The following is a 14018-nucleotide window of genomic DNA, read 5'->3' as shown; positions in this document are numbered from 1 at the left end:
TCCAGCCCGCCATACAGGCCCGTGTGCAGCCCGGCCAGGTAGGCCGCGCCCAGGGCGGTGGTCTCAATCACCGCTGGCCGCACCACCGGAATGCCCAGCAAGTCGGCCTGTATCTGCATCAGCAAATCGTTCACGCAGGCACCCCCGTCCACCCGCAGTTCGCTCACCGCCACACCACCCGCTGCCACGGCGTCGCGGCTCATGGCGTCGAGCAGGGCGGTGCTCTGGAAGGCAATGCTCTCCAGCGCCGCCCGCGCAATGTGCGCCATGGTGGTTCCCCTTGTAAGCCCCACGATGCTGCCGCGGCTGTCGGGCTGCCAGTACGGCGCACCCAGGCCGGTGAAGGCGGGCACCATCACCACGCCGCCCGCGTCGGGCACGCTCTCGGCCAACGCCTGCACCTCGCTGCTGGACTGTATGGCCCGCAGGCCATCGCGCAGCCACTGCACCACCGCGCCGCCAATGAACACGCTGCCTTCCAGAGCGTATTGCGGCTGTCCCGGTGCCTGCGCCGCAGCGGTGGTGATCAGCCCGTTCTGGCTCAGTTGAAAGCGTTCGCCGGTGTGCATCAGCATGAAACAGCCGGTGCCGTAGGTGTTTTTCGCCATGCCGGCTGAAAAGCAGGCCTGGCCAAACAGCGCGCTCTGCTGGTCGCCCGCCACGCCGCCAATGTCAAGCGCCGCGCCCAGCCATTCGGACTGGATGGTGCCGAAATACGCCGCTGAAGGCCGTGCCTGTGGCATCAGGCTGGACGGTATGTCCAGCGCGGCCATCAGTTCGTCGTCCCAGGTGTTGGTGTGGATGTTGAACAGCATCGTGCGCGCGGCGTTACTGAAATCGGTGGCGTGCACCGCGCCCCCGGTGAGCTGCCAGATGAGCCAGCTGTCCACCGTGCCAAACGCCAGCTCACCCCGATCGGCCTGCGCCCGGGCGCCCGGCACATGGTCCAGGATCCACTTGAGTTTGGTCCCTGAAAAATAGGCATCAATGCGCAAGCCGGTTTTCTGCAACACGGTGTCGTTCAAACCTCGAGAGCGCAGTTCAGCGCAGGAGGCTTCTGCACGGCGGTCTTGCCAGACGATGGCGTTGTACACAGGCTCACCGGTGCGACGGTTCCACACCACAGTGGTCTCGCGCTGGTTGGTGATGCCCACCGCGTGTATGGCGCTGGCCGCCAGCCCGGCTTTTTGCAACACATCCCGCGCCGTTTCCAGCTGGGTAGTCCAGAGATCGCGCGGGTCGTGCTCCACCCACCCTGGCTGCGGATACATCTGGCGAACCTCGCGCTGTGCCATGGCCAACACATGGCCACAGCGGTCAAATACGATGCTGCGCGAACTGGATGTGCCCTGGTCAAGGGCGAGCAGATAGGTCATGCCGCATGTATCTTGGTTGGTTGACACTATAGTTTCGAGCGCGGGTAGGTCTTGGTGGGGGATGCGGTGGCGCCTAAAGTCCTCCACCAGGTCGCTCAGGCCCCACATGTGCCGCAGTGTAGAGCCCCCGAGTGCGGCCCGAGTGCGTGGTCCATCGCATTGCCGGTTCGGGTGATCTGAACCTCTGCTGAGCCCAAACCGACACTTGGGACATGCCGATTTTGAAAATAAGTCCAAGGAGCTGTTGACACGCCGGGTGTGCGGTGCCATAATTTGCGGCTTCGCTCTAAAAAAGCGGGGTAATCCGCCCACCGACGCGGGTTGCGCCAAGGCTGCAGATTATCTGCAGGCAGGTGCAGCCGGCAACGACGGGCCCAAGACTGATCACTTTCGGCCGTGGTGGCTGAGAGGATTCAAGTTGGGACATAAATCAAATGATTCAAACGCAAACTCGACTCGATGTTGCTGACAACACGGGCGCCAAGTCCGTGATGTGCATCAAGGTGCTCGGTGGCTCCAAGCGTCGTTACGCCAGTGTGGGCGACGTCATCAAGGTCACTGTCAAAGAAGCAGCGCCCCGTGGCCGCGTCAAAAAAGGCGAGGTTTACAACGCTGTGGTGGTTCGCACCGCCAAAGGTATTCGTCGCCAAGACGGTGCTCTGATCAAATTCGACGGCAATGCAGCAGTGTTGCTTAACGCCAAGTTGGAGCCTATTGGCACCCGCATCTTCGGACCGGTGACGCGCGAGCTGCGCACCGAAAAGTTCATGAAGATCGTGTCGCTGGCACCCGAGGTTCTTTGAGGAATCATCATGAACAAGATTCGTAGTGGCGATGAAGTCATCGTGATTGCAGGCCGTGACAAGGGCAAGCGCGGCAAGGTTGTTCTGCGTGCAGACGACAGCAAGCTGGTTGTCGAGGGTGTGAACACCGTCAAGAAGCATGCCAAGCCAAATCCCATGAAGGGCATCACTGGCGGCATCATCGAAAAAACCATGCCAATCCACCAGTCCAACGTGGCCATTTTCAATGGCGCCACGGGCAAGGCGGATCGCGTGGGCATCAAGCTCCTGGCTGACGGCAAAAAAGTGCGCGTCTTCAAGTCCAGCGGCGAAGAAATTAAGGCGGCATAAACATGACACGCTTGCAAGAAATTTTCCGCGACAAAATCGCCCCTAGCCTGGTTGAAAAATTTGGCTACAAGTCGACGATGGAAGTCCCGCGCATCACCAAGATCACCCTCAACATGGGCGTGAGCGAAGCTGTTGCTGATAAGAAAGTCATGGACAACGCCGTGGGCGACCTGACCAAGATCGCTGGCCAGAAGCCAGTTGTCACCAAGGCTCGCAAGGCCATTGCGGGTTTCAAAATCCGCGAGCAGCAGCCCATCGGTTGCATGGTCACCCTGCGCGGTGCTCGCATGTACGAATTCCTGGATCGTTTCGTGACCGTGGCTTTGCCGCGTGTCCGTGACTTCCGCGGCATTTCGGGCAAGGCTTTTGACGGCCGTGGCAACTACAACATCGGCGTCAAAGAGCAGATCATTTTCCCTGAGATTGAGTACGACAAGGTTGATGCCTTGCGCGGCCTCAACATCAGCATCACGACGACCGCCAAGAACGATGCCGAGTGCAAAGCTCTGCTGGCTGGTTTCCGTTTCCCGTTCAAGAACTGAGGTGGCGCGTGGCTAAACAAGCACTACTGCAACGTGAACTCAAGCGCGAGAAACTCGCCGCCAAGTTTGCCAAGAAATACACCGAGTTGAAGGCAATCGCCAACGACGCGAAGCGTACCGACGAAGAGCGTGATGCAGCCCGCATGGGTCTGCAAAAACTGCCCCGCAACGCGAACCCGACCCGCCAGCGTAACCGCTGCGAAATCACCGGTCGTCCGCGCGGTACCTTTGCCCACTTCGGCCTGGCCCGTGCCAAGGTTCGCGAGATGGCGTTTGCCGGTGAAATCCCCGGCATCACCAAAGCCAGCTGGTAAGCACTAGGAGAACCCCACATGAGCATGAGTGATCCTATTGCCGACATGTTGACCCGCATCCGTAACGCACAGATGGTTGAAAAAGCCAGCGTCACGATGCCAGCGTCCAAAGTCAAAACCGCGATTGCCCAAGTCCTGAAGGACGAAGGTTACATCGATGGGTTCCAGGTCAAGAGCAACGACGGCAAAAATGAACTTGAGATTGCTCTCAAGTACTACGCCGGTCGTCCTGTGATCGAGCGCATCGAGCGCGTGAGCCGTCCTGGCCTGCGCGTCTACCGTGGCCGCAACGCCATCCCCCAGGTCCAGAACGGTCTGGGTGTGGCCATCGTTACCACGCCCCAGGGTGTGATGACGGACCGCAAGGCGCGCGCTACCGGTGTCGGTGGTGAAGTCCTGTGTTACGTCGCCTGATGCGGGCATTGAGGAGCTACTGAATGTCACGTATTGGAAAACAACCGGTCACCGTCCCCGCAGGGGTCGAAGTGGCTGTCAACGACGGTCTGATCAATGTCAAGGGCACCCTGGGTGCGCTGGCGCTGGCGCAAAACGCCTTGGTCAAAGTTGAAAACAACGCCGGCTCGCTCACGTTTGTGCCAACAAACGAGTCTCGCGAAGCCAATGCCATGTCGGGCACCATGCGTCAGCTGGTGAACAACATGGTCAACGGTGTGAGCAAAGGCTTCGAAAAGAAGTTGACGCTGATTGGCGTGGGTTACAAAGCCCAGGCACAAGGCGCCAAGCTCAACCTGACCGTGGGCTATTCGCACCCTGTGGTGATGGATATGCCTGCTGGTATCAAGGTGGAAACCCCAACGCCGACCGAAATCCTGATCAAGGGTTCCGATCGCCAGCGCGTGGGCCAGATTGCTTCCGAGGTGCGCGCTGTGCGCCCCCCCGAGCCTTACAAGGGCAAGGGCATCCGTTATTCGGATGAAAAGGTCGTGATCAAGGAAACCAAGAAGAAATAAGGATCAGGATCATGTTGACGAAAAAAGAGCAACGTCTCCGCCGGGCCCGTCAGACGCGCATCCGGATTGCGCAGCAGGGCGCCGTCCGCCTGACCGTGAACCGCACGAACCTGCACATCTATGCCAGCGTCATTTCCGACGACGGCTCCCGTGTGTTGGCATCTGCCTCCACGGCCGAAGCCGAAGTGCGCGCCCAAATCGGTGGTGCAGGCAAAGGTGGCAACACCGCTGCAGCCCAGTTGGTTGGGAAGCGTATCGCTGAAAAAGCGAAAGCAGCAGGCATCGAAAAGGTCGCGTTTGACCGTTCCGGTTTCGCTTACCACGGCCGGGTGAAAGCCCTGGCAGACGCAGCACGTGAAGCTGGTCTGCAGTTCTGATCAAACGGAATACACAAAATGGCTAAATTTACCGCAAACATCAAGAACGAAGCGAACGACGACGGTTTGCGCGAGAAGATGATCGCGATCAACCGCGTGACCAAAGTGGTCAAGGGCGGTCGCATCCTCGGTTTCGCTGCACTGACCGTGGTGGGCGATGGCGATGGTCGTGTTGGCATGGGCAAGGGCAAGGCGCGTGAAGTGCCGGTTGCTGTGCAAAAAGCCATGGAAGCGGCTCGCCGCAACATGATCAAGGTTTCGCTGAAGAACGGCTCCTTGCACCACAGCGTGCACGGTGAGCACGGCGCCTCCAACGTGATGATGCTGCCCGCCTCCAAGGGTACCGGCATCATTGCTGGCGGCCCGATGCGTGCCGTGTTCGAAGTTCTGGGTATCACCGACGTTGTGGCCAAGAGCCATGGCTCGAGCAATCCTTACAACCTCGTGCGCGCTACCCTGGACGCACTGAAAAACTCGACCACCCCTGCCAGCGTTGCTGCGAAGCGTGGCAAGTCGGTTGAAGACATTCTGGGTTGATTGGAACAGTCATGACCACACAAAATACCGTCAAGGTCCAGTTGGTGCGTAGCCCAATCGGTACCAAGCAGTCGCACCGCGACACCGTTCGCGGCCTGGGCCTGCGAAAGCTCAACAGCACCAGTGAATTGCAGGACACCCCTGCAGTGCGCGGCATGATCAACAAGATCAGCTACCTGGTCAAGGTACTCTGAACCACAGGCGCAAGACATGGAACTCAATACTATCAAGCCTTCAGAAGGCTCCAAGCACGCCAAGCGTCGCGTGGGTCGTGGCATTGGCTCGGGTCTGGGTAAAACCGCCGGCCGGGGTCACAAAGGTCAAAAGTCGCGTTCGGGTGGCTACCACAAGGTGGGCTTCGAAGGCGGTCAAATGCCTCTGCAGCGCCGTTTGCCCAAGCGTGGTTTCAAATCTGCTCAACTTCAGTTCAACGCTGAAGTGACGCTGACCGATATCAGTGCACTCGAAGCTTCTGAAGTCGACATGCTGGTGCTGAAGCAAGTGGGTCTCGTGCCGCACTTGGCAAAGCGTGTCAAGGTCATCAAAACGGGTGAAATCACCCGCGCTGTGACGCTCAAGAACATCGGTGCAACAGCGGGTGCGAAAGCAGCTATTGAAGCAGCCGGCGGCTCGCTGGTCTGACCGGAAACAAGCGGAAGCAATTTGTGGCAACTGGATCAACGACCCTAGCCAAAACAGGCAAGTTCGGCGACCTTCGTCGTCGACTTGTATTTCTGTTGTTGGCACTGGTGGTTTACCGCATCGGGGCGCATATCCCTGTGCCCGGTATCGACCCGGCTCAGCTGGAGGCGCTCTTCAAAGGTCAGGCCGGCGGTATTCTGAGCCTGTTCAACATGTTTTCCGGTGGTGCGCTTTCACGGTTCACCGTATTCGCGCTCGGAATCATGCCGTACATCTCGGCTTCCATCATCATGCAGCTCATGACTCACGTGGTTCCCACGTTTGAGCAGCTGAAGAAAGAGGGCGAGGCTGGTCGTCGCAAGATCACGTCGTACACCCGTTACGGAACGCTGGGTTTGGCCATCTTTCAGTCTATCGGCATTGCGGTAGCGCTCGAAAGCCAGGCCGGCTTGGTCATCGATCCGGGTATGGCTTTTCGCTTTACCGCTGTCGTGAGCTTGGTCGCAGGGACGATGTTTTTGATGTGGCTGGGTGAACAGATCACCGAGCGGGGTTTGGGTAACGGTATCTCCATTTTGATTTTCGCCGGTATTGCTGCGGGCTTGCCCAGCGCAGTCGGCGGGCTCCTCGAACTGGTTCGCACCGGCGCCATGAACATCCTGGTGTCGATCTTCATCATCGCGTTGGTGGTCTTGGTGACTTACTTTGTGGTGTTTGTTGAGCGTGGGCAACGGAAGATTCTCGTGAACTACGCACGCCGTCAGGTGGGCAACAAGGTGTATGGCGGTCAGTCGTCGCACCTGCCGCTCAAGCTGAACATGGCAGGTGTGATTCCACCCATCTTTGCCTCCAGCATCATCTTGTTGCCGACGACCATTGTGAGTTGGGTTAGCACGGGCGATTCCACCCGTTGGTTGCGCGACATCGCTTCGGCGCTCTCGCCTGGCCAGCCGATTTACGTTGCCATGTATGCTGCCGCGATCATCTTCTTCTGTTTTTTCTACACGGCGTTGGTCTTCAACAGCCGCGAAACGGCAGACAACCTGAAGAAGAGCGGTGCATTCATTCCGGGTATTCGCCCAGGCGATCAGACCGCTCGCTACATCGACAAGATTTTGCTTCGGTTGACGTTTGCAGGTGCCATCTACATCACTGCTGTATGTTTGCTCCCCGAATTTCTGATTCTGAAGTACAACGTCCCCTTCTACTTTGGTGGCACATCGCTGCTCATCATCGTGGTGGTGACCATGGACTTCATGGCTCAGGTGCAAAACTACATGATGTCGCAGCAATATGAATCGCTGCTCAAAAAGGCGAACTTTAAGACCTCTATCGGCAGTTGAGTTTTGAGATGTCTAAGGACGATGTGATCGAGATGCAGGGTGAGGTTGTTGAACACCTACCCAACGCAACTTTCAGGGTCAAGCTCGAAAACGGGCACATGGTTCTGGCGCATATTTCGGGGAAGATGCGGATGCATTACATCCGCATCTTGCCGGGCGACAAGGTCAAAGTGGAGCTCACGCCGTACGACCTTACAAGGGCGAGAATTGTTTTTCGCTCCAAGTGATCTGTCAGTTGTTGAATATTTTTGGAATATCTAGGAGAAGATTATGAGAGTTTCGGCTTCGGTCAAAAAAATGTGCCGCAACTGTAAGATCATCAAGCGGCATGGTGTGGTGCGGGTTATCTGCACCGACCCACGTCACAAACAGCGTCAAGGCTGATTGAAGTTTAGAGGACCAACATGGCTCGTATTGCAGGCATCAACATTCCGCCGCACAAGCACGCCGAAATCGGCTTGACGGCAATTTTCGGTATCGGTCGCACCCGCGCTCGCAAGATCTGCGAAGCTTGTGGCATTGACTACACCAAGAAGATTAAAGACCTCAGCGACGCTGAACTTGAAAAAGTTCGCGACCAGGTCGGCGTTTTCACGATCGAGGGTGACCTGCGCCGTGAGACCACCATGAACATCAAGCGTTTGATGGACATTGGCTGCTACCGTGGTTTCCGTCACCGCCGTGGTCTTCCAGTTCGCGGTCAGCGCACCAAGACCAACGCACGTACCCGCAAGGGCCCGCGCAAGGCAGCACAGTCGCTGAAGAAATAATCGGTTTGAAGGATTTCCATGGCTAAGCAACAATCCAGCAGCGCAGCAGCTCGTGTGCGCAAGAAAGTCCGCAAGAACATTGCTGACGGCATTGCACACGTGCACGCTTCGTTCAACAACACCATCATCACGATCACCGATCGCCAAGGCAATGCGTTGTCTTGGGCTTCTTCTGGCGGTCAGGGTTTCAAGGGTTCGCGCAAGTCGACGCCTTTTGCCGCCCAGGTTGCTTCCGAAGTGGCTGGTCGTGCTGCTATCGAACAAGGCATCAAAAACCTCGACGTCGAGATCAAGGGTCCAGGCCCAGGTCGCGAATCGTCGGTGCGTGCCCTGGGTGCCCTTGGTATCCGCATCAATTCGATCGCCGACGTGACGCCCGTGCCTCACAACGGCTGCCGCCCGCAGAAGCGTCGCCGCATTTGATGAGGTGCCGCACATCGCGGTACAATCGAAAGCTTTTTTGAGCGCCACCGCAGTCGCCTGCGGTGGCATTTTTTGCTAAGCCCACCGCCATCTCTCGTCAGACATGGCTCCCGCAACGCAGCTTGCGGCAGTGAAACCTAGGAAATTAACGTGGCACGTTACCTCGGCCCCAAGGCCAAACTCTCCCGCCGTGAAGGCTCCGACCTGTTGCTCAAGAGCGCTCGCCGCTCCATCAGCGACAAGGCCAAATTTGACTCCAAGCCGGGTCAGCACGGCCGCACGTCCGGTCAGCGCACCTCCGATTTCGGCCTGCAGCTCCGGGAAAAGCAAAAAGTCAAACGCACCTACGGTGTTTTGGAGCGCCAGTTCCGTCGCTATTTTGCAGAGGCCGATCGTCGCCGTGGTAACACCGGTGCGAACTTGTTGTTCTTGCTGGAAGCCCGCCTCGACAACGTCGTGTTCCGTATGGGCTTCGCCTCGACGCGTGCCGAAGCGCGCCAAATCGTTTCGCACAAGGCTATTCTGGTCAACGGCCAGTCGGTCAATATTCCCTCCTACTCCGTGAAGGCTGGGGACGTGATCGCTGTGCGCGAAAAGTCCAAAAAGCAGGCGCGCGTCTTGGAGGCTCTGGAGCTCGCCAAGCAAATCGGCTTCCCAGCATGGGTGGACGTCGCTGTGGACAAGGCAGAAGGCGTGTTCAAGAAGTCACCTGACCGCGACGAATTCGCTGCCGACGTCAACGAATCGTTGATCGTCGAACTTTATTCCCGTTAATTTCGTTCCCGACGACCGCCCCAGGGTGGTGGTCGGGCCATGCTCCGTCTGCCTTATCGGTGTAACGAGCCGAGGGTACTGAAGGAAGTTTGAATGCTGAACAATCTGCTGAAGCCCAAAACCATCAACGTCGAGCAAGTCTCGACAAACCGTGCGAAAGTGACCCTTGAGCCATTCGAGCGCGGCTACGGTCATACGCTGGGCAATGCCCTGCGTCGGGTCCTGCTGTCCTCCATGACTGGTCATGCGCCCACTGAGGTCACCATTGCCGGCGTGGTACACGAGTACTCGTCTATTGATGGTGTGCAAGAAGACGTCGTCAACATGCTGTTGAACCTCAAGGGTGTGGTGTTCAAGCTCCACAACCGCGACGAGGTGACGCTGAGCCTGCGCAAAGACGGAGAAGGTCTCGTTACCGCGGCTGACATTCAGACGCCGCATGATGTCGAGATCGTCAATCCATCGCACGTGATTGCTACTTTGTCTGCTGGCGCCAAACTGGACATGCAGATCAAGGTCGAAAAAGGCCGCGGTTATGTGCCCGGTAGCCTTCGCCGCAACGATGATCAGTCCCGCTCGCTGGGACGTATCGTGCTTGATGCATCTTTTTCTCCGGTCAAGCGCGTGAGCTACACGGTCGAAAGCGCTCGGGTCGAACAGCGCACCGATCTGGATAAGCTGGTTTTGGAAATTGAGACCAACGGTTCCATCGGCCCTGAAGAAGCTGTTCGTGCATCTGCCAAGATCTTGGTGGAGCAGTTGGCGGTGTTTGCACAGCTCGAAGGCGTGGAGTTGTCGGCCTTTGACGCTCCCGCGCAGCGCAGCTCGCAGCAGTTTGACCCAATTCTCTTGCGCCCTGTCGATGAGCTGGAACTCACCGTCCGTTCTGCAAACTGCCTCAAGGCGGAGAACATTTATTACATCGGTGACCTGATTCAGCGAACCGAGAACGAGTTGCTCAAGACCCCTAACCTGGGTCGAAAATCACTCAACGAAATCAAGGAAGTCCTGGCATCGCGCGGGCTGACCTTGGGCATGAAGCTTGAGAACTGGCCTCCTGCAGGCTTGGACAAGCACTGAAATCCAAGAGAGCTGACCGAAAGGTCGGCAAATGACGAACCTGCAGTACCTGGTACGGCTGCAGGAAAAAAACTGAAAGGAATAGAAAATGCGTCACGGACACGGACTACGTAAACTCAACCGCACCAGCGAGCACCGCCTCGCCATGTTGCGCAACATGATGAATTCGCTGCTCACCCACGAAGTCATCAAGACCACGGTGCCGAAGGCCAAAGAGCTGCGTCGCGTGGTTGAACCCATGATCACCTTGGCCAAAGTTGCTACCGTGGCCAACCGCCGTCTGGCATTTGACCGCCTGCGCGATCGCGACGTGGTGGTGAAGCTGTTCAACGAACTTGGTCCTCGTTTTGCAGCGCGCCCAGGTGGTTACACGCGCATTCTGAAAATGGGTTACCGCGTGGGCGACAACGCTCCCATGGCATTGGTTGAGCTCGTCGATCGCGCAGAAGATGCTGCAGTGGCACCTGAAGCAGATAAAGCGTGATATAATTCAAATCTTGACGCGCGGTGGAGCAGCCTGGTAGCTCGTTGGGCTCATAACCCAAAGGTCGCAAGTTCAAATCTTGCCCGCGCAACCAATAAAATCAAGCACTTAGCTTGTCGAAAAGCCCACGGTAACGTGGGCTTTTACGTTTGTGACGAGGTTTGTGCCGTCACAAAAGATTGAGCTCTTGTTTGTGACTGTTGCTTGGGCATCTTGTCTTCACAAGGGTGAACGCAACAGCTCATATGGTCACTCTGAAGCCTTTCGTGAGCCGAAGTACCGCTTCTGATCACCTCCAGTGCCGATCACAGCATCGGTACGCGCGCATAACGAAGGTTGGGCAAGTCCAGCGCGCTGATCAACTTGCCCTTCGTCGCCCTTCTGCGCCTCGTTCAGATCTTCATGTTCCTTCGTCAAGCGCCGACCGCTGCCGTGACGACAACTTCAATTTTCCAATCGGGGCGCATCAGCTTCGCTTGAACAGTCGCGCGAGCGGGTGCATGTCCGGCAGGTATCCACTCTTCCCAGACGTGATTCATCCCATCAAAGTCATCAAGTGTTGGCGCCGATTGAATATTGACCCACCCTGCCGATCCAATATTGACCCAGGGCGGACTGCTGAATTTTCTTTCAGCAATTGTGGATAAGTGTAGCGATTGGCCCTTTCATAACGGCTCGTCCGCCCCCGGGGGTACTGGTGTGGTCGAGCGGCCTTTGCGTGAGGTCTCCCGGGCCTTGATGCGTGACTTGGCCTCCAGGGTGCTGTGCCTGAAGCGGTAGGACTCGTTTCCGGTCTCCACGATGTGGCAATGGTGCGTCAGCCGGTCCAGTAGCGCCGTGGTCATCTTGGCGTCGCCGAACACCGCCGACCATTCCGAGAAGCTCAGGTTGGTGGTGATGACCACGCTGGTGTGCTCGTACAGCTTGGAGAGCAAATGGAACAGCAACGCACCGCCCGCCTGGCTGAAGGGCAGGTACCCCAATTCGTCCAGGATGACTAGGTCCAGACGCTTCAGCGCCAGTGCGATGCGCCCGGCCTTGCCCTCGTGCTTTTCACGCTCCAGTTCATTGACCAGATCAACCGTGGAATAGAAGCGCACACGCTTGCCCTTGGCCACAATGCCGGTCACGCCAATGGCGGTGGCCAGATGCGTCTTTCCTGTGCCCGGGCCGCCGATGAGCACCGCGTTTTGTGCCGCCTCCGTGAACGCCATCGTGGCCAGTTGATGCACCAGCTTTTGGTCCACCTTGGAGACCTCAAAGTCGAAGCCTGCGAGGTCGCGATGCAACGGGAACTTCGCTGCCTTCATCTGGTGGCGCACCGACGCAAAGGCCCGCTGCGTATGCTCAGCCTTCAGCAGGTGCTCGATCAACCAGCGCGACGTTTGAACGCCAACATCGCTTGGCGGCCCCTCCTGCGTCATCAGCTCTGCCCAGGCCTCAGCCATGCCGTTCAGGCGCAGCTCTTTCAGTTCGGCAGCGACATCACGCATGGCTGATTTCCTCCATGGCGTCACCGCGCAGTCTGTCGTAGCGCCCGGTGTCGGCCAACGGCGCCTCCTTGAGCTCCAGAGTGCTCTGCACATTGGGCGGCGGCTCCACGGCGTTCAGACGCGCCAAAACGTTGAGTACGTGCTCGGTGCTGAGCGCGCCGGACTCGATGACCAATTCGACCGCCACCAGCACAGCGTCCAGCCCGTGGCTGGATACGCAGTTGAGCACCTGGGCCATGGTCTTGTCACCGCCTTCAACCCGCATCAGGCCCTGACGCAGGCGCTGCAGGGGAGCCGGCATGTCGGCAAAGGGCGCGCCGTTTCTCAGCGCGCCGGGCTTGCGCTGGATCAGCGTGATGTAGTGCTGCCAGTCATAGCAGATATGGCCCCGGTTGGGCAGCCGCTCATGCCGGGCCACAATCACCTCGTCGCAGCTCGCGATCTCCACCCGGCCCGGGTACAGCCGGGTGCTCACGCGCTGGCCGACCAGCTCGCACGGCACCGAGTACCGGTTGCGCGCCACCGCCACCAGGCAGGTACTCGACACCTTGGCCGAGCGTTCCACATAGCCATCAAAGGCCGTCGGCATCGGCATGAGTTCTGCACGCTCCTGCTCCAGCATCTCGGCCACGCTGAACGCCTTGTGCTCGGGGTGGCGCACCTCATCCCACAGGCTGCGGCAGCGCTCGCCCAGCCAGGCGTTGAGTTCGGCAAAGCTGCCAAACTTGCGCTGCTGCGCGTCCAGCCAGATGCGCCTGCGGCTGTCCTGCACGTTCTTCTCCACCACGCCTTTCTCCCAGCCGCTGGCGACGTTGCAGAAGTCGGCGTCAAACAGGTAATGCGCACACATCACGGCAAAGCGGGCGTTGATGACACGGCCTTTACCACCTTGTCCACCTTTGCCTCGCTGGACCTTGTCCACCGCTGTCTTCATGTTGTCGTAAATGCCCCGGCGGGCCACGCCGCCCAGCGCCGCGAACGAACGCGTATGGGCATCAAACAGCATCTCGTGCCCCTGGCTGGGGTAGGCCACCAACCAGAAAGCACGGCTGGCACACAGCTTCATGTGTGACACCTGCATGCGGTGGTAGATGCCGCCCACCACCAGCCCCTCTTCGCTCCAGTCAAACTGAAACGCCTCGCCCATTTCAAACCTCAGCGGCACGAACGCCTGGACGCCCTTGCCTGCATCGGCACGCCAGCCTCGAATGAAATCCGTGACGCGGGTGTAGCCACCTTCATAGCCGCTGGCCTTGATTTGCGAAAACAGCGCGCGCGCCGTTCGCCGGTCCTGCTTGGGCCGCTGAGCATCGGCCTTGAGCGAGAGCACCAGCTCGGCCACATAGGCACCGAGCTTGTTGAATCCCGGCTTGCGTTTGTAGACCGGCTCCTTCACCTCTTCTGGCGTCCTCAGCCAGCTTCGTACCGTGTTGCGCGACAGGCCCGTGCGCTTGGCGATCTCATGCAACGACATCTTGTCGCGCAGGTACATCCGACGAATTCTTCCCAACATTTCCTTGGGTGTCACCCTCTTTGCCCCCTGCCCAATAATTGAGCAAGGCAAGTTAAACACCTGGGTCAGTTTTCAGTCGGCACAGTGGCCTGGGGTGGGTCAGTTTTCGGGCGGCGGCAACAACCCATACGCCGAATCGCTGTTCAAGACCTTGAAGTACCGCCCGCAGCTGCCGCTCAAGCCGTTTGCCGATCTGATGCAGGCCAGGCGCTGGGTGACCGAGCTGGTGCACTGGTACAACGAGCA

The 14018-nt window shown here is 58.4% G+C and carries 21 protein-coding genes, 1 tRNA gene and 1 pseudogene; 19 read left to right on the top strand and 4 right to left on the bottom strand.

From position 1 onward, the window contains the following. Positions 1–1376, bottom strand: a 1376-nt coding sequence (gene glpK, locus AC0GNR_RS18685; RefSeq protein ID WP_472902307.1) for a glycerol kinase GlpK, incomplete at its 3' end; no start/stop codon positions are given. A 434-nt stretch (positions 1377–1810) separates the two neighbouring features. On the opposite strand from glpK, the gene rplN reads away from it, so the two are divergent. The 19 genes from rplN (at position 1811) to AC0GNR_RS18590 (ending at position 10860) form a co-directional block, all read left to right on the top strand. Continuing rightward, positions 1811–2179, top strand: a complete 369-nt coding sequence (gene rplN, locus AC0GNR_RS18680) for a 50S ribosomal protein L14 (protein ID WP_305714629.1) — start codon at positions 1811–1813, stop codon at positions 2177–2179. Positions 2180–2188: 9 nt separating this feature from the next. After that, entirely contained in the window at positions 2189–2509 is a 321-nt protein-coding gene (gene rplX / locus AC0GNR_RS18675) for a 50S ribosomal protein L24 (protein ID WP_304830597.1), read from the top strand. 2 nt (positions 2510–2511) lie between these two features. Continuing rightward, positions 2512–3051 carry a 50S ribosomal protein L5 gene (rplE, locus tag AC0GNR_RS18670; protein ID WP_472902306.1) on the top strand — a complete coding sequence of 180 codons (540 nt, stop codon included), beginning with the start codon at positions 2512–2514 and terminating at the stop codon, positions 3049–3051. A gap of 8 nt (positions 3052–3059) precedes the next feature. Continuing rightward, positions 3060–3365, top strand: coding sequence for a 30S ribosomal protein S14 (rpsN, locus tag AC0GNR_RS18665; protein WP_472902305.1), 306 nt, complete (start codon positions 3060–3062; stop codon positions 3363–3365). 18 nt (positions 3366–3383) lie between these two features. Next, positions 3384–3779 carry a 30S ribosomal protein S8 gene (gene rpsH / locus AC0GNR_RS18660; protein ID WP_068174940.1) on the top strand — a complete coding sequence of 132 codons (396 nt, stop codon included), beginning with the start codon at positions 3384–3386 and terminating at the stop codon, positions 3777–3779. A gap of 23 nt (positions 3780–3802) precedes the next feature. Beyond that, positions 3803–4336, top strand: a complete 534-nt coding sequence (rplF, locus tag AC0GNR_RS18655) for a 50S ribosomal protein L6 (protein ID WP_472902304.1) — start codon at positions 3803–3805, stop codon at positions 4334–4336. An 11-nt stretch (positions 4337–4347) separates the two neighbouring features. Further along, a complete protein-coding gene (gene rplR, locus AC0GNR_RS18650) occupies positions 4348–4713 on the top strand; it encodes a 50S ribosomal protein L18 (RefSeq protein ID WP_472902303.1) in 366 nt (121 codons plus the stop codon). 18 nt (positions 4714–4731) lie between these two features. Continuing rightward, a complete protein-coding gene (rpsE, locus tag AC0GNR_RS18645; RefSeq protein WP_304831817.1) occupies positions 4732–5250 on the top strand; it encodes a 30S ribosomal protein S5 in 519 nt (172 codons plus the stop codon). Between the two features lie 11 nt (positions 5251–5261). Then, the gene (gene rpmD, locus AC0GNR_RS18640) at positions 5262–5444 is read left to right on the top strand and encodes a 50S ribosomal protein L30 (protein ID WP_056268982.1); all 183 of its coding nucleotides are present in this window, start codon (positions 5262–5264) and stop codon (positions 5442–5444) included. A gap of 16 nt (positions 5445–5460) precedes the next feature. Next, the gene (gene rplO, locus AC0GNR_RS18635; RefSeq protein WP_472902302.1) at positions 5461–5892 is read left to right on the top strand and encodes a 50S ribosomal protein L15; all 432 of its coding nucleotides are present in this window, start codon (positions 5461–5463) and stop codon (positions 5890–5892) included. A 23-nt stretch (positions 5893–5915) separates the two neighbouring features. Beyond that, on the top strand, positions 5916–7235 hold the full coding sequence (gene secY, locus AC0GNR_RS18630) for a preprotein translocase subunit SecY (protein WP_472902301.1): 1320 nt from the start codon (positions 5916–5918) through the stop codon (positions 7233–7235). An 8-nt stretch (positions 7236–7243) separates the two neighbouring features. Further along, positions 7244–7462, top strand: a complete 219-nt coding sequence (gene infA, locus AC0GNR_RS18625) for a translation initiation factor IF-1 (protein WP_472902300.1) — start codon at positions 7244–7246, stop codon at positions 7460–7462. Between the two features lie 43 nt (positions 7463–7505). Then, a complete protein-coding gene (gene rpmJ / locus AC0GNR_RS18620) occupies positions 7506–7619 on the top strand; it encodes a 50S ribosomal protein L36 (protein WP_009514917.1) in 114 nt (37 codons plus the stop codon). 20 nt (positions 7620–7639) lie between these two features. Beyond that, entirely contained in the window at positions 7640–8005 is a 366-nt protein-coding gene (gene rpsM / locus AC0GNR_RS18615; protein ID WP_068174954.1) for a 30S ribosomal protein S13, read from the top strand. Positions 8006–8023: 18 nt separating this feature from the next. After that, positions 8024–8428 carry a 30S ribosomal protein S11 gene (gene rpsK, locus AC0GNR_RS18610; RefSeq protein WP_472902299.1) on the top strand — a complete coding sequence of 135 codons (405 nt, stop codon included), beginning with the start codon at positions 8024–8026 and terminating at the stop codon, positions 8426–8428. 150 nt (positions 8429–8578) lie between these two features. Next, positions 8579–9202: a 30S ribosomal protein S4 gene (gene rpsD, locus AC0GNR_RS18605; protein ID WP_472902298.1), complete on the top strand. Its 624-nt coding sequence runs from the start codon at positions 8579–8581 to the stop codon at positions 9200–9202. 93 nt (positions 9203–9295) lie between these two features. Next, a complete protein-coding gene (locus AC0GNR_RS18600) occupies positions 9296–10282 on the top strand; it encodes a DNA-directed RNA polymerase subunit alpha (RefSeq protein ID WP_472902297.1) in 987 nt (328 codons plus the stop codon). Positions 10283–10370: 88 nt separating this feature from the next. Further along, positions 10371–10766 carry a 50S ribosomal protein L17 gene (gene rplQ / locus AC0GNR_RS18595; protein ID WP_472902296.1) on the top strand — a complete coding sequence of 132 codons (396 nt, stop codon included), beginning with the start codon at positions 10371–10373 and terminating at the stop codon, positions 10764–10766. 17 nt (positions 10767–10783) lie between these two features. Next, positions 10784–10860, top strand: a tRNA-Met gene (locus tag AC0GNR_RS18590). 319 nt (positions 10861–11179) lie between these two features. On the opposite strand, the pseudogene AC0GNR_RS18585 reads toward AC0GNR_RS18590, so the two are convergent. The 3 genes and pseudogenes from AC0GNR_RS18585 to istA all read right to left on the bottom strand — a co-directional run. After that, positions 11180–11323: pseudogene (locus tag AC0GNR_RS18585) on the bottom strand (Rid family hydrolase); the annotation flags it as partial. Between the two features lie 108 nt (positions 11324–11431). After that, positions 11432–12259, bottom strand: coding sequence for an IS21-like element helper ATPase IstB (gene istB, locus AC0GNR_RS18580; RefSeq protein ID WP_472902295.1), 828 nt, complete (start codon positions 12257–12259; stop codon positions 11432–11434). Beyond that, on the bottom strand, positions 12252–13772 hold the full coding sequence (gene istA, locus AC0GNR_RS18575; RefSeq protein ID WP_472902294.1) for an IS21 family transposase: 1521 nt from the start codon (positions 13770–13772) through the stop codon (positions 12252–12254). The genes istB and istA overlap by 8 nt, the downstream gene beginning before the upstream one ends. Between the last annotated feature and the right edge of the window lie 246 nt (positions 13773–14018).

The sequence above is a fragment of the Hydrogenophaga sp. LT287 genome, from assembly GCF_055702805.1.
Note: the sequence above shows the minus strand (reverse complement) of the source record. Positions and strands in the feature narration are given on the sequence as shown.